17 protein-coding genes are annotated in these 20566 nt (G+C 40.1%); 12 read left to right on the top strand and 5 right to left on the bottom strand.

Annotation, left to right across the window (positions count from 1 at the left end):
- The first annotated feature begins 94 nt into the window (after window positions 1-94).
- Window positions 95-520 carry a chlorhexidine efflux PACE transporter AceI gene (gene aceI / locus FTT85_RS02105; protein WP_168377760.1) on the top strand — a complete coding sequence of 142 codons (426 nt, stop codon included), beginning with the start codon at window positions 95-97 and terminating at the stop codon, window positions 518-520.
- A 204-nt stretch (window positions 521-724) separates the two neighbouring features.
- A complete protein-coding gene (locus tag FTT85_RS02100) occupies window positions 725-1828 on the top strand; it encodes an OmpW family protein (protein WP_180182713.1) in 1104 nt (367 codons plus the stop codon).
- A 67-nt stretch (window positions 1829-1895) separates the two neighbouring features.
- Here the strand turns inward: FTT85_RS02100 and FTT85_RS02095 are convergent, their stop codons facing one another.
- Entirely contained in the window at window positions 1896-3416 is a 1521-nt protein-coding gene (locus FTT85_RS02095; RefSeq protein ID WP_180182712.1) for an acetyl-CoA C-acetyltransferase, read from the bottom strand.
- Between the two features lie 241 nt (window positions 3417-3657).
- On the opposite strand from FTT85_RS02095, the gene FTT85_RS02090 reads away from it, so the two are divergent.
- The 6 genes from FTT85_RS02090 to dnaX all read left to right on the top strand — a co-directional run bounded on the left by FTT85_RS02090 (window position 3658) and on the right by dnaX (window position 11063).
- The gene (locus FTT85_RS02090) at window positions 3658-5049 is read left to right on the top strand and encodes a 3-oxoacyl-ACP reductase (protein WP_180055166.1); all 1392 of its coding nucleotides are present in this window, start codon (window positions 3658-3660) and stop codon (window positions 5047-5049) included.
- Between the two features lie 169 nt (window positions 5050-5218).
- The gene (locus FTT85_RS02085; protein ID WP_180010377.1) at window positions 5219-6073 is read left to right on the top strand and encodes a MaoC/PaaZ C-terminal domain-containing protein; all 855 of its coding nucleotides are present in this window, start codon (window positions 5219-5221) and stop codon (window positions 6071-6073) included.
- A 75-nt stretch (window positions 6074-6148) separates the two neighbouring features.
- Window positions 6149-7435 carry a serine hydrolase gene (locus FTT85_RS02080; protein WP_180010376.1) on the top strand — a complete coding sequence of 429 codons (1287 nt, stop codon included), beginning with the start codon at window positions 6149-6151 and terminating at the stop codon, window positions 7433-7435.
- Between the two features lie 84 nt (window positions 7436-7519).
- The gene (locus FTT85_RS02075; protein ID WP_180182711.1) at window positions 7520-7972 is read left to right on the top strand and encodes a copper resistance protein NlpE N-terminal domain-containing protein; all 453 of its coding nucleotides are present in this window, start codon (window positions 7520-7522) and stop codon (window positions 7970-7972) included.
- 79 nt (window positions 7973-8051) lie between these two features.
- On the top strand, window positions 8052-8783 hold the full coding sequence (locus FTT85_RS02070; RefSeq protein ID WP_180010374.1) for a hypothetical protein: 732 nt from the start codon (window positions 8052-8054) through the stop codon (window positions 8781-8783).
- A gap of 60 nt (window positions 8784-8843) precedes the next feature.
- On the top strand, window positions 8844-11063 hold the full coding sequence (gene dnaX, locus FTT85_RS02065) for a DNA polymerase III subunit gamma/tau (protein WP_180182710.1): 2220 nt from the start codon (window positions 8844-8846) through the stop codon (window positions 11061-11063).
- A gap of 22 nt (window positions 11064-11085) precedes the next feature.
- Here the strand turns inward: dnaX and FTT85_RS02060 are convergent, their stop codons facing one another.
- Both FTT85_RS02060 and FTT85_RS02055 read right to left on the bottom strand, forming a co-directional pair.
- Window positions 11086-11517 (bottom strand): thioesterase family protein, encoded by a 432-nt coding sequence (locus FTT85_RS02060; protein WP_180055178.1) that lies wholly within the window; start codon window positions 11515-11517, stop codon window positions 11086-11088.
- A 36-nt stretch (window positions 11518-11553) separates the two neighbouring features.
- Window positions 11554-12714: an iron-containing alcohol dehydrogenase gene (locus tag FTT85_RS02055; RefSeq protein ID WP_168377751.1), complete on the bottom strand. Its 1161-nt coding sequence runs from the start codon at window positions 12712-12714 to the stop codon at window positions 11554-11556.
- 118 nt (window positions 12715-12832) lie between these two features.
- On the opposite strand from FTT85_RS02055, the gene FTT85_RS02050 reads away from it, so the two are divergent.
- The 4 genes from FTT85_RS02050 to FTT85_RS02035 are packed head-to-tail and all read left to right on the top strand — an operon-like array spanning window position 12833 to window position 16599.
- On the top strand, window positions 12833-13348 hold the full coding sequence (locus FTT85_RS02050) for a low molecular weight protein-tyrosine-phosphatase (RefSeq protein ID WP_180182709.1): 516 nt from the start codon (window positions 12833-12835) through the stop codon (window positions 13346-13348).
- Window positions 13349-13357: 9 nt separating this feature from the next.
- The gene (murB, locus tag FTT85_RS02045) at window positions 13358-14395 is read left to right on the top strand and encodes a UDP-N-acetylmuramate dehydrogenase (RefSeq protein ID WP_180182708.1); all 1038 of its coding nucleotides are present in this window, start codon (window positions 13358-13360) and stop codon (window positions 14393-14395) included.
- Between the two features lie 21 nt (window positions 14396-14416).
- Window positions 14417-15556 carry a YdcF family protein gene (locus FTT85_RS02040; RefSeq protein WP_078188595.1) on the top strand — a complete coding sequence of 380 codons (1140 nt, stop codon included), beginning with the start codon at window positions 14417-14419 and terminating at the stop codon, window positions 15554-15556.
- Window positions 15556-16599 carry an alpha/beta hydrolase gene (locus FTT85_RS02035; RefSeq protein ID WP_180007903.1) on the top strand — a complete coding sequence of 348 codons (1044 nt, stop codon included), beginning with the start codon at window positions 15556-15558 and terminating at the stop codon, window positions 16597-16599. Before FTT85_RS02040 ends, FTT85_RS02035 begins: the two co-directional genes overlap by 1 nt.
- Window positions 16600-17033: 434 nt before the next feature.
- On the opposite strand, the gene FTT85_RS02030 is transcribed toward FTT85_RS02035, so the two are convergent.
- Both FTT85_RS02030 and FTT85_RS02025 read right to left on the bottom strand, forming a co-directional pair.
- Window positions 17034-18704 (bottom strand): FMN-binding glutamate synthase family protein, encoded by a 1671-nt coding sequence (locus FTT85_RS02030; protein WP_180182707.1) that lies wholly within the window; start codon window positions 18702-18704, stop codon window positions 17034-17036.
- Between the two features lie 837 nt (window positions 18705-19541).
- Complete coding sequence (locus FTT85_RS02025; RefSeq protein ID WP_180182706.1) at window positions 19542-20540, bottom strand: YafY family protein; 999 nt, start codon at window positions 20538-20540, stop codon at window positions 19542-19544.
- Between the last annotated feature and the right edge of the window lie 26 nt (window positions 20541-20566).

Below are 20566 nucleotides of genomic sequence, written 5' to 3'. Positions count from 1 at the left end.
ATACAACCTTTCAATAATATTGAAAGAACCTAACTCGATTAATCAATAATATAAAAATAAAATAAGTTTTTTACAAATAATAGAGTGTTTCAAAATGACGATTTCCAAGAGAAGGATTATTCATGCGCTAAGCTATGAGATCATCCTATTGGTGATCATTGCTATTGCTTTAAGTTTTATTTTTAAAGTTCCGATGGAGGTGACAGGTACGCTCGGTATTGCAATGGCGGTCACTTCTGTGATTTGGAACATGATTTTTAATCATTATTTTGAAAAATTTGAAGCAAAAAGAAAGTTAAAAAGAACCTTTGGTGTACGTGTTTTACATGCGATTGGATTTGAGGGCGGCTTAATGCTTGCAACCATCCCAATGGTGGCTTATGCCATGCATATGACCTTATGGCAGGCGATTTTGCTCGATTTTAGTATGACCATGTGTATTTTAGTCTACACATTTATTTTCCAATGGTGCTATGACCAGATTGAGGCGCACTTGGGTTACCAACCACAATATCGTTAAATTTCAATAAGAAAATCACATTGGCCTGTATTGATAAGTACAGGCCTTTTTTGCATTAAAATAGTGCAAAATTTTACAAATAACAATATACAAAAACATAATATAACTATAAAAAATTATACTAATTACATAACTTTTAAATATAAGAACAAAGAATGTTTTTATAAATTAATTAAAAAAATATGCAAAACAAGGGGTTGGCATATGAAATTGATAAAAATTGTCACACCTGTTGTTTTACTTGGGCTTACACAATTTACATTTGCAGATGGTAACTTTAAGCGCTTTTCTGTATCTGCAGGTTGGTTACACGTGATGCCGCAAGGAAAGGCGAATCCTTTTAACATTAATACTTCTGTGGCAAATGGGACACAGGCCAAAGTTGGAAGCATTAGTGAAGAGGGTTTTTTACAAGCAATTGACCCAAATGCAACGATTCAAGACGGTGATAACACAGTAAATTTAAAGGAGACTTTAGGAACATTATTAGAAGATAGTTTTATTAATGGACTCATGACAGATGGCAAAGGCAATATCAAACCAGATATTGCAGGGACATCGACATTATATGGATTGGAAAATTGGTCAGCAGGAGGCACTGGTCTAGAAGCAGAGGATGTTGATACTTTAGGTTTGATGGTCAATTATTATATCAATGACAACGTATCCTTACAGATGATTGGCGGTATTCCTCCCAAAGTGGATATTCAAGGGAAAGGGATGATTACGGCACCTTTATCTGGCAATGCAATGCCGGGAGGTCTTGCTGGTTTGCTGTTTCCGGACGGTTTACCTTTGGATTATGATGTACCAATTACCAATCTGGATGCTTATGGTAAAGCAGCAACAGCGCGTGCTTGGACGCCAGTATTTCAAGCTCAGTATCAATTTGGAAAATCGGGCGTGAATAAATTCAGACCTTATGTAGGTGCAGGGATTATGTATGCGTATTTTAATGATATTGAACTCAATAAAGGTATTGAATCTGACTTAATTGCTGCAGGGCATATGATTCAAAATATTAAGGATAATCTTGCAGGTGCTGCATTAGACGGTAAAGAATCATCAGGTAAAATGGTGGTCGATGTCGATGCGGATGATGCGATTGCTCCAATTGTCACACTCGGTTTTACCTATGACTTCACCCCAAATTGGTTTACAGCAGCTTCAGTGTCTTATGCAAAGTTAAATAATAAGACCAAGATCGATGTGATTAACCAAACGACCGGTGAACAGTTAATTCATGCAACGACAAAGATCGATATTGATCCCATCATTACTTATTTAGGTGTCGGTTATCGTTTCTAAAAATTATGAAATCTCTGAAATAAATAACCGCTCATAAGAGCGGTTTTTTGCTTTAAAGCATAAAGGATTATTTTTCAATAATCGCTGTTACGCCTTGACCACCCGCAGCACAAATTGATACGAGTACACGGCCTGAACCTTTTTGGTTCAATAGTTTTGCAGCAGTTGCAATAATACGACCACCAGTTGCAGCAAATGGGTGGCCTGCAGCAAGAGATGAACCTTTCACGTTCAATTTAGAACGATCAATTGAACCCAATGGTGCATCTAAGCCTAAACGTTCTTTACAGAATTTAGGATCTTCCCAAGCTTTCAGTGTAGACAATACTTGAGATGCAAACGCTTCATGAATTTCATAGTAATCGAAATCTTGTAGCGTAATACCTGCACGTTCTAGCATACGAGGTACTGCATACGCTGGCGCCATCAATAAGCCTTCTTTTTTCTCTACAAAGTCAACCGCCGCTGTTTCTTGGAAAGTTAAATAAGCAAGAACTTCGTGACCGTTTGCTTTTGCCCATTCTTCTGATGCAAGAAGGACACATGACGCACCATCAGTCAGTGGAGTCGAGTTACCCGCAGTCATCGTACGTGCATCGCCTTTCCCAAACGCTGGTTTTAACTTCGCAAGTTTTTCTACTGATGAGTCTGCACGTAAGTTGTTGTCACGCTCTAAACCAAGGAATGGCGTAATAAGGTCATCGAAGAAACCTTCTTCATAAGCAGCTGCCATTTTTTGATGCGAAGATGCAGCAACTTCATCTTGCGCTTCACGAGAGATACCCCATTCAAGCGTTGTAATTGCTTGATGGTCACCCATAGAAAGACCTGTACGTGGTTCACCGTTCTTCGGTGCATCCATCAAATCTTTTACATTAATTTTAGTTAATGCTTTAAGGCGATCTTTACCTGTTTTTGCGATGTTCAGTTCAAGTAGTGCTTTACGTAAACCATCACCAAAAGCGATCGGTGCATCAGAGGTTGTGTCTACACCACCAGCAACACCCACTTCGATTTGACCCAATGCGATTTTATTAGCAACCAAGAAAGCTGCTTGTAAACCTGTACCACATGCTTGTTGAATATCGTAAGCAGGTGTTTCAGGAGCAAGTTCGGTATTGAGTACACACTCACGGGTCATGTTAAAGTCACGACTATGTTTTAACACAGCGCCAGCAACAACTTCACCAAGGCGTTGACCTTGAAGGTTGAAGCGTTCAACAAGACCATTTAATGCAGCTGTGAACATATCGCTGTTCGATGCAGTGAAGTAAGCGCCGTTAGAACGAGCGAAAGGAATACGATTACCACCGATAATAGCAACGCGGCGAACTGTGTTTTGACTCATGGTATTATCCTGTTGAACAGACGTTTGAGTTGTTGATTTTAAAGCTGTTTTAGGGTTTGAAGCGGGTGTCTTAGTACGTGTAGATGCACGACGAGGACGGCTCGTTTTAGCGACATCACTTGTAGACTTGGTTGCTGTGCCCGTACTTTTAGCGGTACGTGGCGTACTCTTTGATGTATTTGACACAGTTTCCGTAGTCGGACTTTCGACTGCTGGATTTTCTTGAGTTGTTTTGCTCATAAGGCTTTTCCAAGCATGTTGATGATCTTCTTGACGGCTACATTAGCATATTCACCAAAGGGGTAAATTGACTAAAATGACATTCGCTAAAGCATTCAGGTCAAGCCATCTGCGGTTTAACTCAAGTATGATTCCATGGAAACTGATGGAACTATTGAAATATAAGTATCTGACATCATCTTGAAGTTAAAGGGATATCTTCAGATCCATCAAAAATTAATCTGTATGAGAGATAATAAACATGACTGATCAATACCAAACATTTGCAAAATCTCCTATTGGTAAATTTGTCATCAAAAATTTAGGTTTACCATCACCGACTTTTTTAGAGCGTTTTGAGTCTGCAACACCTGTAGTTAAAGGTGCGGTTTTATTCGGTGCAGCGCCTGCTTCAACATTGTCTGGTGCAATTGCACAAGTCTTGGCAAATATTCATGCCAATAGCTATGCAGGTAATAATGCTGAATTACAACAAGCTGCGGCAAAATCAGGTCTGAACTTAAGCGCATTTAACGAAGGCGATAAAGAGTCTAAGTTTAAAGTTGTGGTATTTGATGCTTCAGGTATTCAAAACTCAGAACAACTGCATGCCTTATATGCATTTTTTAACCCAATCGCGCGTCAAATTCAGGCGTCTGGTCGCGTTGTCGTTGTTGGTACAACACCAGAAACTGCGAAAACTGTGAAACAAGCCATTGCACAACGTGCATTAGAAGGTTTTGTAAAATCAGTCGGTAAAGAGTTTAAGAAAGGGATTGCTGCACAGTTAGTCTATGTGGACGAAGGTGCTGAAGCAAACTTAGAATCTGCATTACGTTTTGTAATTTCACCACGTTCAGCTTATGTATCGGGTCAGGTGATTCGTGTATCTAAAGCAGATGTTGTGGATGTTGATTGGAATAAGCCGCTTGCAGGCAAAACAGCTGTTGTAACAGGTGCAAGCCGTGGTATTGGTGAAGCAATCGCACATGTATTGTCACGTGATGGCGCGCATGTGATTTGTTTAGACGTTCCACAGCAGCAAGCAGACCTTGACCGTGTTGCAGGTGAAATTGGCGGTTCTACGCTCGCGATTGATATTACTGCAAACGATGCCGGTGAAAAAATCAAAGCGGCTGCAGCTGCTCAAGGTGGTTTGGATATCATCGTGCACAATGCAGGGATTACCCGTGACAAAACTTTGGCCAATATGAAACCTGAGCTTTGGGACTTGGTGATTAACATTAACTTGTCTGCGATTGAGCGTGTAAATGATTACCTTCTTGAAAATGATGGCTTCAATGCAAATGGTCGTATTGTGTGCGTATCTTCTATTTCAGGTATCGCAGGTAACTTAGGTCAAACCAATTATGCTGCTTCTAAAGCAGGTGTTGTTGGTGTGGTTAAATTTACTGCTCCATTATTGAAAAATGGCGTAACCATTAATGCTGTTGCTCCAGGCTTCATTGAAACGCAAATGACTGCTGCGATTCCATTTGCAATCCGTGAAGCAGGTCGTCGTATGAACTCGATGAGTCAAGGTGGTTTACCTGTAGACGTTGCTGAAACGATTGCGATGTTTGCTTCAACGGCATCGACAGGCTTGAACGGTAACGTGGTACGTGTGTGTGGTCAAAGCTTGTTAGGGGCTTAATACATTCCTCTTAAAACTCCCTCTCTTTAAAGGAGAGGGCTAGGGAGAGGTAAAAATTTGCTATAAATGGAATGGGGCTAACCCTCATTCTAGCCTTCTCCTCGAGCCATATATGGCGCAAGAGAATAGGCTTTTAAAACATTGAAATAAAAACTTCCAAAGGTTTAGTATGAATACTCGCCATTTTAGTCAACTTCCAAAACCTTATTTAGCCTATCCAAAAGTGATTCAAGGCTTGATTTTTAAAAAGCCTAAAGCTGAAAAAGTGCTGCCGCAAGTTGAATATGTGGTGGATTCATTTAAGGTTGATCAAAAGCATTTAAAAGCTTATAACGAAGTGTGTGGCTTTAAAAACAATGGTTATATCCCAGCGATTTATTTGGCTGTGCTTTCTCAAAGTTTGCAAATGCATATGATGACCACGGAAGCTTTTCCTTTTGCGATCTTAGGTTTGGTACATATTCGTAACCAAGTGAAGCAATATCGCAAAGTCGGTGTGAATGAAACACTGTCATTGTCATGCAAATTTGGTGAATTACAGCCACATGATAAAGGCGTGCAATTTGACTTTATTACCACTGCAAAAGTGGGCGATGAAGTGGTTGTAGAATCATTAACCACGTATTTAGCACGTCAAAAAACAGAGAACAAAGCTGCGGCAAAATCTACCGAAACAAAGCCAGCAGAGTTGCAAGTTCAAGCTGAATGGAATGTTTCTGAAAATACCGGTCGCCGTTATGCGTTGACTTCTGGTGACTTTAACTTAATTCATATTCATGCTGTAACAGCAAAAGCGTTTGGTTTTAAACAAGCCATTGCACATGGTATGTGGAGTAAAGCCAAAGCTTTGTCGAGCTTAACTTTGCCAGATGCCTATGAAGCAGATGTATGGTTTAAATTACCAATGTATTTGCCTTCTCAAGTTGAGTTCCTTACTGCACAAACGGGTAAAGATACAGAGTTTGCCATTCGAAATAGTAAGAACAAAAAACCGCATGTCGCGGGAAATGTGAAGGCACTTTAAGACTTAAGCCTAAATCGATATCGGTTTAGGCTTTTTTGTTTTAATCTCAAGCGATTCATATTCAAAGGAATGATGATGCAGGCGCTCAAAGAATATCTATTTGCACAGAAGAATAATTATCAAGGTACAGTCGACGAGGCGTTTCAAGATTTGGCGGCGCAATTTAGCCGGATGCAGGATGCTCGAAGCCACTTAGGCGGAGCAGCCTTAGTGGTATATTTTAAAGGTCAAAAAGTCGTAGATATTTGGACTGGTAAAAAGTCAGCCGAAGAAGCTTGGCAGGCCAATACACCCTCGGTCTGTTATTCCACGGGTAAAGGTGTACTTGCAACGCTTGCACATATTTTAGTGAGCGAAGGCTTTCTTGATTACGATACTCCCGTTGCAGCATATTGGCCGGAGTTTGCTCAAAATGGCAAGTCGGATATCACATTAAGGCACATGCTGAGTCACCAAAGTGGTTTATACGATATCCGTAATATCATTGAAACGGCATCTGAAATGGCAGATTGGCCACATATGCTTAATGTCATCGAACAAGCTAAGCCACGTTTTGAGCCGACGACTGATGCGGCATATCAACCTTTAACCTTCGGTTGGCAAGTGGGTGGTATACTTGAAAAGGCCACAGGTCGACCGCTTGCTGAATTGATGCAACACTATTTAGTTGAGCCTTTGGCATTGGATCATGCATTTTTTGGCGTACCAGAGCATCAACTTAGTGAGGTTGCTCGCTTGATTCCGAAAAAGAAACAAGTAGAACGTGCTGTAGATACATCTGCACAAGAAAATACCCAAGCGCAGACAACGAAAAAAAAGACAGAGACACGAAAACCGTCAATCTTTGATCAGCTTCTGCAACTTTCTGGACAAAATTTGCAAGACTTTCAAGATGGTATGATTCCTAAAGGAATGCGCAAGTTTTCATTTTTTAGTGATGATGGTTTACAAGCCATTATACCTGCGGCTACTGGTGTATTTAGTGCCAATAGTTTAGCGAAAATCTATGCAATGCTGGCTAACCAAGGGCAGTGGCAGGGACAGACCTTAATCACGCCACAAGTTTTTGAATCTTTAAGTAAAATTCAATATAAAAAACGTGATCGTATTATGCCTTTACCGATGAATTGGCGTTTGGGATATCATCGAATTTTAACTTTAGGCAAATCTAGTCAAGGTTTTGGACATATTGGTTTTAATGGTTCTGGGGCCTGGTGCGATCCGCAGCGTTATTTAAGTTTTGCATATACACATAACTTTGCGACGGGTTCAATCACCGGCGATTATCGCTTATGGGGCTTAACTCAAGAAACGCTTCGCTGTGCAGACAAAGCACTTAAAGGACGTAAGGGCTGGCTTTAAGATACTTCGGGATAGAACAGAAATTGGGGAAATGTGAAAAATATGCTATTTTCCCACGCAGTTTTAGATTGCTGTGATATCCCTATGAAAAAAGTTGTTTTGATTCCCTTAGTAGCAACGTCGGCAATGTTGGGTTGTCAGGATTCAACTCAAACGAAAGCAAAAGAGATAGAAGCGATTACTGCCGAAAAACAGCAAGCTGCATGGGTCGGTGATTTTAAAGGTACCACGCCGTGTATGGGCTGTATTTCTCGTTGTGAAGATTGTCCTGGCATGGCTGTGGCTATAGAGCTACATGAAGACCAAACCTATACACTCACTCGTGAAAGTCTAAGTGGTCATAACGAAGTAGAAGTGCTAAAAGGTGTAATTCGTTTTAAAGATGAATCAAAGCAGCAGCTAGAACTTATGAATGTGCAAACGCGTAATCTTTTGTATGTTGATTTGGATCAGCAATTACTTGAAATTCGGGAAGACCAGACGGCGAAACGCTATCAAATGCAGAGTGATTTTTTGCTTAAGCGGGCAGAGACTTAATTATAATTAAATCGTTCTTTCTTTACGTAGTTTGTCAGTCATGATAAAAAACCACTTTATAGTCTAATTTTTATAAATAATGATAAAAAAAGAATTATCAATTACGGAGTTATTTGGAATTTTATCCATAGCAGCCCTCACAATTTCTGTTATTTCGAATGCATTTTTCTATTACTCTTTAGATGCTATATGGATAATGTCTGTTTTATCTCCATCATTTTATATTTTTGAAATTATTAAGGTATTAGTCTTAAGTTGTTCAGTCATAGCCGTAGTTGGTGTTCTATTAGATTTCTATAAATTTTTATTTAAACAATATTGCAAAAGTAAGCCTAAAAAGAAAATTTTAGTTTCTAATCATATTACGGAAGCAGAGCTGAAAGAAAAAATCGAACAGTTTTTAAAAAAGCATAAGCTGCTACAAGCTATATTTGTCATTATTGTATGTGTTAGTGGGCTAATTACGCTCTATGTAAATAACTTTATTGGTCAAACTTCAATGCTATGGGGTGCTGTTCTAATTGGTATAACTCTCAATATTTTTACCGATGATGAAGTGCGCAGAGATAAACCACTTAAATTTTTGGTGTTAACCATTCTTGCCATATTTGCTACCTGTTTTTCTGCACAGTTAAAATTAAATGATATAAAGAAGTCGCCTGTAGCTACATTGAAAATCAAAGACGTAAATAAATGGTATGTTCTGGACAGTTTTCAAGGTAATGTAATCTTGTTTAATGATTCAGAAAATAAATCAAATATTAAAGTCGTTAAATTCGAAGATATTGATCGAATTAGTTCCACTGACTAAGAACTTCATTCACTCTTAGACAAAAAAACAGTATGCTTACACCTGTAAAAAGGAGCATACATGTATCAAGTACTTGCACGAAAATACCGTCCACGAAATTTCATTGAACTCGTGGGACAAAACCATGTGTCACGCGCACTTACCAGTGCCTTAGAACGTGGTCGGTTACATCATGCGTATTTATTTACAGGTACTCGAGGCGTGGGTAAAACTACCATTGCCCGTATTTTGGCAAAATGTCTGAACTGTGAAACGGGTGTAACATCAACCCCGTGTGAAGTCTGCCCAACGTGTAAAGCAGTAAATGAAGGCCGTTTTATTGATTTAATTGAAATCGATGCGGCATCACGGACCAAGGTTGAAGATACCCGAGAACTTCTCGACAATGTTCCTTATGCACCAACCCAAGGTCGCTTCAAAGTTTATCTGATCGATGAAGTGCATATGCTCTCTACGCATTCATTTAATGCGTTATTAAAGACTCTAGAAGAACCGCCAGAGCATGTGAAGTTCTTATTTGCTACTACAGATCCTCAAAAATTACCGATTACTGTCATTTCACGTTGCTTGCAATTTACTTTGCGTCCTTTAGCCGTGGATGAAATCACCACGCATCTGACCGATATTTTACAAAAAGAACAAATTCAAGCGGAGCAAGATGCGATTTGGCAAATTGCTGAATCGGCTCAAGGTTCACTGCGTGATGCATTGTCACTAACTGATCAAGCGATTGCCTATGGTCAGGGTTCAATTCAGCACCAAGATGTTAAAGACATGTTGGGCCTAATTGACCGTACGATCATTTATGATTTGATTTTAGCCATTCATCAAAATCAGCGTGGACGCGTGAGTGCTTTACTCATGCAATTCCGCCAACAAGCACTGGATGTTTCACTGGTATTAGATCAGTTGATTTCGACTTTGCATGAACTGGCATTATTACAATACTTGCCAGACTTAGCGTTGAAATATAGCGCTGAGATCAATCAAAAAATTATGCAATTGTCGCAGTTGATTTCAGCTCAAGATTTGCAGTTGTATTATCAAGTTGCATGCAAAGGTCGGGCAGACTTGCAGTTGGCAGTGACACAAGAGCAAGGTTTTGAGATGTGTGTGCTACGTTTATTGGCATTCCGTCCTTTACAGCCGAATGAAATGTTGGTTTCTGCCGTACAGCATGAATCAGCCACACAGCCACAGCTTGCTCAAAATCAGGCCAGCACAGTTGAGTTGACTCAAACACAGTCTTTGCAGCAACCTAATACTGTTGTTGGGGCTGCTGCGCAGGTTGTCGCTGTAGATCAACCTGAAGCTGTGCCCGCTGTAGACACATCGCCAGCTTTCGATGATTTTGATGATTCACATTATGATGACGATGATGGCTATGTTTCTGCACCTGCAGCCGACGAACCTTCATCTGATGATTTTTTAGATGATCCTGAAGAGGATGTGATTAGCCAAACTTCTACAGCATCTACAGCAAATGGCACTATAGATACGCAAGAGGTTGCACCGGTTGAGTCTGTATCGACACAGCAAAATGACACGCTTGTTATGGATGCCGTGGCAGAAGATACATTATTTGATTTAGATCCGACGCCGAGTACTGAAACTGAAGAAGTTGATGTGAGCGCTATAAATTTTGAAGATATTGCACCTTTAGAACCAACAGCTTTAGAGCCAACAAGTACACAGCCTGAAACAGCTCAGCCACATTTGATAAATGCCGTTGAACCACAACATGTGGTGAATGAATCAGTTTCGGGTGCTCAAGGCGACAATGGTTTTGATCTAGCATCACCACAAGTTACGCAAAGTTCCGTTTCTTCGGATGCTGTTCAAACGGGTTCATCCTCTACCTTGATGCCACAAGATATTTTGACTTTACAGCCTCAAACCCTTGAAGGTGAGTGGACGGTCGAAAAGTGGGAGTATTGGTTCCGAAATAGTCAACTTTCACCTGCGGTACAAGAGTTGGCGCAGCATGGCATTATGCGAGGTACGATTGACGGTGAATCGACTTTCCATATTCCAAAGCGATACGAAGCTTTAGTGACTCAATTACAGCATGTATTGGAACAAGCCATTCATGCGCAATGGTCAAAATGTCGTTTCCATATCAGCTTTGAAGATGTCGAAGAAACCACACCGTATGCTTTACAACATGTCCGCAAAGAAAAAGCGTTTGCACGTGCAAATGAGTTATTACATGCAGAGCCTGTTGTGAAAGATTTGCTCAAAAGCTTTGATGGTGAGTTGCAAAATATCCAGCTCAAATAAGTTCTAAGCTGGATTCTAAAAATTAAAGTAAAAACTGGGTTAAAGCATCTCGCATATCATCGGGTATCGAGGTGCTTTTTCGTGTTTGGCGGTCGACAAACACATGTACGAAATGTCCTTGGGCTGCAGCCTCATTTTGTCCTTGTTTAAAAATAGCCAAGTCATAGCGCAGTGAAGAATTACCAATTTTTTCAATCGCAACCCCAACTTCAATGATTTCTGGATAGGACAGTTCTTGTAAAAAACTGCAGGCTGAATCGACTACTAAACCGATGATCGGGGTATTTTGCAAATCAAAACCGGCATGTTGAATCAAGAGTGCATTTGCAGCGGTATCAAAATAGCTGTAATAGGTGACATTATTGACATGGCCATACATATCGTTGTCTGCCCAACGCGTTTGGATTGGAAATAAAAATCGATAGTTTTGGCGGCGTTTAGTTTCAGGTTTCATCGTTGGTATTTTCTTTATTTCAAAAATGAGTGAACTTTAGGCATATATTGATTGGTAAATCTGGCGAGCATCTTCAAACTGCAGTTCTCGCGGATTATTTTGTAATAGTCGTGTTTGTAATAATGCGTCTTCTGCTAAACGATCGAGCATATTTTCAGGCACATTCAGTTGGCTGAGTTTTAGCACCAAACCGCTCTGATCTAAATGATTTTGCATATGATCAATAAATAAATCACATAAACCATCGGTACAGCCCGTACTGTATGGGTCTAGCCAACTCATAAGTTCTGCATAATGCTGCTTGGCCTGAGGTGCATTAAACTTTAACACTTCAGCGAGAACCAGTGCATTGGTATGACCATGCGAGAGATGAAAGTGTCCACCGAGTGGATAGGCGAGTGCATGCACCGCTGCAACTGGTGCATTAGCAAAGGCCTGACCTGCAAGCATTGAACCGACTAGCATGTGCTGACGCGCTTCGAGGTTATGTCCATCTTGTAAAACCAGTGCTAAGTTTTTATTTAATAAACGCAAAGCTTGTTTGGCGAGCATATCCGCATACGGATTTTTTTTGATTTTTGATGTATAGGCTTCAATGGCATGCACCATGGCATCGATACCTGTCGCTGCGGTAATATGTGCGGGAAGATTTAATGTAAAGTTCGCATCGAGGATGCAGACATCGGCATACAGTACAGGGGAGACGATACCAGTTTTGGTGGTTTCACCTGTAGTGACGATAGAGATTGGTGTGACTTCAGAGCCGGTCCCTGCCGTTGTCGGGATCAAAATGAGCGGTAAGCGTGGTCGTTTTGCATTAGCAACACCATATAAATCACTGATCTGTTGTGTTTGCTTAGGATGAGCCAAGATCGCAATAATTTTAGCCACATCCATTGAACTGCCACCGCCAAAACCAATAATCAAATCCACTTTTTCATTCTTGGCAAATTGAACTGCATCCAAAACTATATGTTCTGCAGGGTCAGCTTGAATACTGGAATAAATCACATAATCTTGATGGATACTTTCTAAAATATCCAAAATGGGTAAATGTAATTGTTGTTGCAACATACCGGGGTCGGTCACAAGCATGACACGTTTGGCTTGAAAGTCGTCTAGGACCTCTCTCAGTTGGGAAATAGAGCCTAAGCCTGAAATAATATTGCTGACGGTTTGAAACTGAAATTGACTCATTGGCTTATCCCTAATTTTTTATATCCAAATAAACATTATTCTTGAGTGTTGATATAGGATTCATCCTGTAAATAACTTAACATAAGACGCTTGAAATAAGAGTAGTCTTGAGGTTGTTATGTCATCCAGCACGCCATATAAGGTGTTGTGTGTTTGTTTAGGAAATATTTGCCGTTCACCTACGGCTGAAGTGGTTCTCAGACATTTTTGTGATGAAGCGCAACTCAATATTCACGTCGATTCTGCGGGTACGAGCAATTATCATCCGGGCAAAGCGCCAGATCTACGTAGTCAACAGCATGCAAAATTACGTGGCTATAGCTTATCTGCATTACGTGCACGTCAATTAACAGTTCATGATTTTATTGAATTTGATTTGATCTTGGCCATGGACTACGAAAATTTAGACAATATTCAAAACCTCATGCAAAAAGCGCAGCAACAATTGGGTCAGCTACGTGCCCAAGTGTCTTTGATGAGTCAACATGATCACCAATATCCGCAACAAGAAGTACCAGATCCGTACTATGGTGGTGATGCAGGGTTTGAACATGTATTAGATCAATGCGAATCTAGCAGTCAGGCTTGGGTCAATTATTTAAAAACTCAGTTACAAGCACAGCAAAAAAATTAAGGTTTAAGAATGCAAATTCAAACACAGGTTCAGCTTAAGCCATTTAATACATTAAGTCTCGATGCTGTAGCATCTCATTATGTACGTGTTCAATCGGTAGAAGATATCCAAGCAGCGCTCGACTTTGCCAAAGCTGAGCAATTAAATGTATTGGTGCTTTCAGGGGGTAGTAATATGCTGTTGCCTGAGCAAATTCATGCTTTAGTGATGCACATGGATATTCAAGGGATTGAATATGTACAAGACGATGCCGCAACCCAAACTTTAAAAGTGGGTGCAGGGCAAGTGTGGCATGACTTTGTGCTTTGGACGACGGCACACCAGTTTTATGGTTTACAAAATTTAGCATTGATACCTGGTTTAGTCGGTGCTTCACCTGTGCAAAATATTGGAGCTTATGGTGTTGAGGCGGGTGAATTTATTGAATCTGTGCAAGTCTATGACCGAGTAACAGAACAGCAAAGTAGTATTAGCGCTGCCGATTGTCATTTTTCATATCGCCATAGTATTTTTAAAGATGAGCCAGAGCGTTTTATTATTACGCATGTCACGTTTAAACTTTTAAAACATGCCGATTTAAAATTAAATTATGGTGATTTAAAGCAGGCGGTAGGTGAAGACTTAAGTGCAGAAAACCTACAACAACAAGTCATTCATATCCGCCAAACCAAACTTCCAGATCCGAAAGAATTTCCAAATGTCGGAAGTTTCTTTAAAAATCCTGTGATTAGCCAGCAAGCTTTTGACCAAATTGCGCTGCAATTTCCAAATTTACCCCATTACCCACAACCGAATAATGCGGTAAAACTGGCAGCGGGCTGGTTGATTGACCAAGCGGGTTGGAAAGGGAAATCTGTGGGTTCAGTGGGTATGTTCCATAAGCAAGCTTTAGTGTTGGTCAATTACCAAGACGCAACGCTGCAAGATGTGCGTACAACTTACAAAGCTGTACAACATGATGTTTTTGAAAAATTTAATATTGAACTACATCCTGAGCCTGTATTATTTGATACAAATGGCTTGATTCGATCTCACGTAGATCAATAAAAACACATAGGTTTTAGATTTATGCATAAAACACATTGGATGGTTCGCTTAGTACAAATTGCCGCAGTGCTATTTGTACTTTTGGGCTGTCTAATGATTTTTATCTATACGCCGTTTTATTCTAAATTGATCGTTAAAAGTTTAAATTATTTCGTTCCTGTAGAAGTCAATCAGCTCGCAGCGCAAAGTCAAAAACTCGGCGCTTTGAGTGACGATGATAACTATGAGCCGGGTTCTGACTTATGGATAGCGCGCCAAGCGTATTTAAAACTCATGGAGCAAGCCATACAGTCTGATGAGCCTCAAGATTTAACCCTTATACAAGCACGTTATAAGGCGTTACAGCAGCTCATTGAAGAAGAACATGAAAAAGAAAAGAATGATAGTCAAAAGGACATACCGAAAGTACCTTTGTTGAATCCTTCTGCGTCCGAGGCGGCATCCTCTGAAGCATTGGCGGAAAATCCTGCTCAAAAAATGAAAGAGCTGCTTGAGCTAAATAGTGCGGAAAATAAAGGACTGATGACTCAATATACCGAGTTCTTAAAAACCCATGAAATTGAGCAAGCGGCTTCAGAAGCGGAACCGATCGATGATGAAACTTATCTTGATCTTGCCAAAATGAAAGATAAAACCTTGAAGCAGCCAACCGCAGAGCCGTATGCGATCGTGGTGTTAGGTGGTGGTTTAACCTTAGATAAAAATGATAAAGATATCGTAGTAAATGACTACACACGACTTCGACTGGAAAAAACACTCGATGTCGAACGTGCCAATAAGTTACCGATTGTACTCAGTGGTGTAGAAGCACCGTATATGCAAGCATGGTTAAAGCAATATGATGTCGATGCGAAATTGCTTGAAGACCGCAGTATGAATACTTGCGAAAATTCACGTTTTAGTTCGTTGCTTTTACAGAAAAAAGGCGGCGCACCGACAGTTATTTTAATCACTGACCAATATCATATGCCTCGAACACGGCGTTTATTTGCATTAAATGGTATTGAAACCATTCCTGTTGTTGCACCTATGCCAACGACATTAACCACATGGCGACCAAGTGAAAAAAATTATGACCATAGTCGTCGTGCTAATTATGAATTATTAGCCACCTTACGTGATGTTTGGTTTGGCTCAAGTGACTGTCGGGAGGTCCCATAATGTCAGATATCCCATTTCTTAATCCTTCAATCCTTAAACAATTAGATCTTCCTATTCCAAGTCGAGAATTAACCCCACAAGTATTAGAACCTCTAAATTTAAATCGACCTTTTGAGCCTAGTGTTGAAATACAGTCTTATAGACGACTTTATGGTTTAGATGCCTTGAACTGTGAACATTGGCAAGGCTATGTAGAAATGCCTTTGTTCAAATTACATGTACAAGTATTTCAACCGAAACTGAAAACTGAAACGGATGTCATTAAAGGCACTGTATTTTTATTGCATGGTTATTTAGAGCATAGTGGAATATATCAGCCGATTATTCGTGAACTCTTAGATCAAGGTTTTAGTGTTTTAACCTATGATTTACCGGGGCATGGTCTAAGTAATGGATCGCCAGCCAGTATTCAAAACTTTGATCATTACCAACAAGTTTTGGAAGCAGTATATCGTTATGTGAAACATGCGGCTCAACTACCAACCCCATGGTTAGGGATTGGGCAGAGCACGGGTGGAGCGATTTGGCTGCATCATCTGTTAGATTTTGCTGAACATCGCAAAAACCCTTATGTCGAACGGGTTTTATTATTATCTCCGCTGATTCGCCCTGCAAAAACGGCATGGTGGCATAATTCGGTAGGGTTAGGCATTATTCGTCGTATTAAACGTGAAGTGCCACGTCATTTTAGACGGAATAATCATAATCCTGAGTTTTTACGTTTTGTCCGCTTAAAAGATCCTCTACAACCACGAATGATGGGGATGGATTGGATTTTGGCCATGTCAAAATGGATGCAGGAGATGGAGGAACGCCCAGCGTGTCGTATTCCGGTGTGGTTAGCGCAAGGCGCACAGGATCAAACTGTAGATTGGCGTTATAACATTGAGTTTATACGTCGTAAATTTCGTTTACAGACGCTTCTCATGCTTGAAGAAGGTTCGCATCAGCTGATTAATGAACGTGCCGATATTCGTGCTGCATTAACAGGTTTGATCCCGGCATTCTTGCATGCTCAATCCAACAGTAAGTCTTATTACTAACTGATGTTACGCACTAACATCAGGAGCGTAATTTGATTTAAATAAAAGTACGATACGCGGGAAGGTCATCCGCAAGTGTTTGAGACTGGACTACTCCTAATCAAAAATGTTTTTGCAATACTTTGAATAATTTGACGCTAGTGAACGAGTTTTGTCGGTGAGGTGCATTGCACCGCAAGATGGTTTCCTTGCGAAGCACGCTTCTCATTTTGCCTAAACAAAAGTACCTCCAGCCGAAGGGTAATCCCTTTATTTAAGCCCTAGATGTAAGACTCCGTCGAATAGGCTTAAAAATTATTTTAAAAATGCGTATTTACTTTTACGCGCGTAACATCAGTTACTAATTGACGATTCAGCACAGCTTACCTTAATCAGTGTGATGGATCTAGACGAAAAAAAGAGGCGTGGACGCCTCTTTTTTTTGGGTGGAGGAATCAGAACTTTTCTAGATGAGCCATATTCCACATACGGAAATAGAAGTTTTCCTCATCTTTATTTTCACAGCTGAGTAACTCTCCATCTTTTAACCAAAAATGTAGCTGTGCATAGTTTTTAATTTCACGGTTATTAATCCGCTGCGCTAGATGGTGCGCACGGATATCGGATGGATGTTGTAAACCTGCTGAGGCAATAAGTTCAGATAAGCCATGCAAGGTATTTTTGTGGAAATTAAAAACACGTTCTGCTTTGGTCGGAACATGGATGGCTTTTTGACGGTCTTTGTCCTGCGTTGCAACGCCAACAGGACATTGGTTGGTATGACAGCTTTGAGCTTGAATACACCCAACTGCAAACATAAAGCCACGAGCTGAGTTGACCCAATCTGCGCCAATTGCCATGGTACTGGCAATATCAAAAGCACTAATAATTTTACCACTGGCACCGACTTTAATTTTTGAACGTAAGCCTGCACCGATCAGGGTGTTATTGACAAAGAGTAGGCCTTCACGCAGGGGTGTCCCCATATTATCAATCAGTTCTATCGGTGCTGCGCCAGTCCCACCTTCAGAACCATCCACTACGATAAAATCGGGTGTAATCCCTGTATGTAACATGGCTTTTACAATACTCATAAATTGCCATGGTTGCCCGATACACAGTTTAAAGCCTACAGGTTTGCCTTCTGACAGTTCGCGCAATTGCTGAATAAATTGCATCATTTCAATAGGGGTGCTAAAGGCAGGATGGCTAGATGGAGAGATACAGTCATGTTCACGGCTAACACCACGGATTTGAGCAATCTCTTCGGAAATTTTGTCTTTAGGTAAAATGCCACCATGGCCTGGTTTTGCACCTTGAGATAATTTGATCTCAATCATTTTGACTTGAGGGTGCTTGGCTTGTTCAGCAAAACGTACAGGGTCGAATTGACCATCAATCGTACGGCAGCCAAAGTAACCACTACCGAGTTCCCAAACAATGTCGCCACCATTTTCCAAATGATACGGACTAATACTGCCTTCACCAGTGTCATGGTAGAAATTACCCATTTTTGCGCCTAAGTTTAAGGCACGAATGGCATTGGCACTTAAGCTACCAAAGCTCATCGCAGAGATGTTTAATATCGATGCGCTATACGGTTGCTTACATTGTTCATTACCGATGTTAATACGGAATGTTTCAGGAATGGCAGGAATGCAAGGTGACAAGGAGTGATTGATAAAGCGGTAATCATTTTGGTATACATCAACAATTGAACCAAATGGTTTATCTGCATTTTGGTTTTTTGCACGTTGATAGACCAAGCTACGCTGCATACGAGAAAAGGGCAGTGCATCTTGATCAGATTCAATAAAATATTGGCGAATCACAGGTCGAAATTCTTCAAATAGAAAACGAAAGTGCCCCATGATGGGGTAATTTTTTAAGATCGAATGTTTGTTTTGTATGACGTCATACAAACCCAATAAGCTCAAAAGCCCAGTAATGACCCAGATGCTATTCAATAAGGTTTGTGGAATAAAATATTGAATATAGCGAGGGGAATAACCTAAATGAAAACTCGAAATGAGTAGGAAGATAAAAATACAAGCAAACCAAATGGAATGTCGAGAGAAAAAAGTATTTAAAAGTTTATGTCTGATAGTTTGTGCTGGACTTGGCATGTTTTAAAAAATCTTATGAGCTCAGTTTCTATTAATTTGCCGAGTTTATGTACAATGCTCAAGCGTTAATTTGTTGATTCAGTGTAGCTTTATAAAAATAGTACATAAGAATTTTTAAATTTTCATTTAAAGCCAAATCAGATAAGAAAAGCAGAAATGTTCTTTAAGAAAATTTATGAAAAGTAGCGCGGTTCTTGTTATTTCACAGTGTACAAAATGGAGGTTAAAGTGATTTTACTTTCTAAACACGAGGTGCTGAATATGACTATGAAATCTATTCGTTATAATAATGCCGACCTAGCCTGCCTATGTCAGTAATTGATTATAGCCATGAGAAATTAGCGCTACGGCATAAGGTATTCAGCAGATACTTATGCTGTAGTTCCTTTGACCTAAACGACTAAAATTACAAAAATATTCTAAGAAATTATCCAGTCCCAGCGTTGGGACTTTTTTATGTGTTGATATTTTAAGGGAAAATCTAAGCATAAATAATGTACTAGATATTCATTATGCGTTAGAAGTTGTCACCTCAAATAAAAGAATGATACGCGGTAAGGTCATCCGCAAGTGTTTGAGACAGGACTACATTTATTTAAAAATGTTTTTGCGATACTTTGAATAAGTAGACGTTAGTGAACGAGTTTTGCGGATGACAATGGTTTTGGGTACTTTTGCCGAAACAAAAGTACCTCCAGCCGAAGGCTAATTCCTTTATTTAAACCCTAGATGTAAGACTCCGTCGAATAGACTTAAAAATCATTTTTAAAATGCGAAATTACTTTTATGTGCGTAACATTAGTTAGTATTTAAGGTAGCAGAAAACCTTAGATCGGTTTAATCATTGCGTTGTTGTACAATTATAGCGACTTCTTCAGGTTCAATTTTCTGAATCTTTTTCCCAAAACTACGCAGCCACCATGTTAACTGAGAGGTAAATGGTACTGTTGCACTAACTTCAACCCAGCCATCTTCGGTTTTTTGAATCACTTGATCTTTACTTAGCTGACTTTCTTCAAAATAAACCGCCTCTGCTTCAGACATGGTTAATTTGAGTTGAATCATTTCAGTCGGCTTATTGAAGTCCACGCGGAAACCAAGCGCTCCAGAGTCAATATAGGCATCAATATCAAAATCGACAGGATGTAATGCACGTGAATTTAAGACCGTAGCTGATTTAAAACGATGTAAAGCAAAGGTTTGGATGTCCGTTTTGTCATGACGGGTGCATACCAAATAAATAATCGCACCTTTTTGGACCAACGCCAGTGGATTTAAAATATAGGTCTTTTCTTCGCTTTGTTGTCCACGACCTTGATATAGACATTCAAGTTGTTTGTCTTGTAGTAAGCCTTCATAAATCGATTGCTGTGCAGCTTTTTCAACCACAGGAGGAATTAATGGCTGAGTTGCTGGTACGATACGCACGCGGTTAATCCACTGACGGACATTATTTTGCGACGACAGACTTCGACGTGCGAGGTCAAACCAAGGATTCATTTCTTCAATTAAGCTCGGTGGAAGCAAATGCTTTAGATGCTCCTCCACCATCATAAAGGTGACCGCTTGCGAGCTGGTCATATGTGGCAAGCTTTGAATCGGTGCATCTGAACGCCAACGCCATCCTTGCGGAGTTGTTTTACTGCTTTCGATCGGGAAGCGCAGAGAAATTTGATTTAAATCGCGCTGAATGGTGCGTAGGCTGATATCAATACCTTCACGGTTCAGTATTTCTTGTAATTCACGGGTACCCATCCACTTACCTGTGGACAGCCGTGAAAGAATTTGCCACTGACGATAGAGGCTGTTCGACGTTTCTTTTTCTTGTGAAGACATAATCTAGTGCTTGAACTTGGACTTAA

Source organism: Acinetobacter sp. YH01020, assembly GCF_013420275.1.
Lineage (GTDB): Bacteria > Pseudomonadota > Gammaproteobacteria > Pseudomonadales > Moraxellaceae > Acinetobacter > Acinetobacter amyesii.
Note: the sequence above shows the minus strand (reverse complement) of the source record. Positions and strands in the feature narration are given on the sequence as shown.

Bases quoted from the DNA above. Each gene is read 5' to 3' on its own strand.
- FTT85_RS02055 (WP_168377751.1), bottom strand. From the start codon at position 12,714: ATGAGTCAATTTCAGTTTCAAACCGTCAGCAATATTATTTCAGGCTTA.
- FTT85_RS02095 (WP_180182712.1), bottom strand. From the start codon at position 3,416: ATGAGCAAAACAACTCAAGAAAATCCAGCAGTCGAAAGTCCGACTACG.
- FTT85_RS02050 (WP_180182709.1), top strand. From the start codon at position 12,833: ATGTCATCCAGCACGCCATATAAGGTGTTGTGTGTTTGTTTAGGAAAT.
- FTT85_RS02025 (WP_180182706.1), bottom strand. From the start codon at position 20,540: ATGTCTTCACAAGAAAAAGAAACGTCGAACAGCCTCTATCGTCAGTGG.
- dnaX (WP_180182710.1), top strand. From the start codon at position 8,844: ATGTATCAAGTACTTGCACGAAAATACCGTCCACGAAATTTCATTGAA.
- FTT85_RS02090 (WP_180055166.1), top strand. From the start codon at position 3,658: ATGACTGATCAATACCAAACATTTGCAAAATCTCCTATTGGTAAATTT.
- FTT85_RS02085 (WP_180010377.1), top strand. From the start codon at position 5,219: ATGAATACTCGCCATTTTAGTCAACTTCCAAAACCTTATTTAGCCTAT.
- FTT85_RS02040 (WP_078188595.1), top strand. From the start codon at position 14,417: ATGCATAAAACACATTGGATGGTTCGCTTAGTACAAATTGCCGCAGTG.
- FTT85_RS02035 (WP_180007903.1), top strand. From the start codon at position 15,556: ATGTCAGATATCCCATTTCTTAATCCTTCAATCCTTAAACAATTAGAT.
- FTT85_RS02060 (WP_180055178.1), bottom strand. From the start codon at position 11,517: ATGAAACCTGAAACTAAACGCCGCCAAAACTATCGATTTTTATTTCCA.
- FTT85_RS02070 (WP_180010374.1), top strand. From the start codon at position 8,052: ATGATAAAAAAAGAATTATCAATTACGGAGTTATTTGGAATTTTATCC.
- FTT85_RS02030 (WP_180182707.1), bottom strand. From the start codon at position 18,704: ATGCCAAGTCCAGCACAAACTATCAGACATAAACTTTTAAATACTTTT.
- murB (WP_180182708.1), top strand. From the start codon at position 13,358: ATGCAAATTCAAACACAGGTTCAGCTTAAGCCATTTAATACATTAAGT.
- FTT85_RS02075 (WP_180182711.1), top strand. From the start codon at position 7,520: ATGAAAAAAGTTGTTTTGATTCCCTTAGTAGCAACGTCGGCAATGTTG.
- FTT85_RS02080 (WP_180010376.1), top strand. From the start codon at position 6,149: ATGCAGGCGCTCAAAGAATATCTATTTGCACAGAAGAATAATTATCAA.
- FTT85_RS02100 (WP_180182713.1), top strand. From the start codon at position 725: ATGAAATTGATAAAAATTGTCACACCTGTTGTTTTACTTGGGCTTACA.
- aceI (WP_168377760.1), top strand. From the start codon at position 95: ATGACGATTTCCAAGAGAAGGATTATTCATGCGCTAAGCTATGAGATC.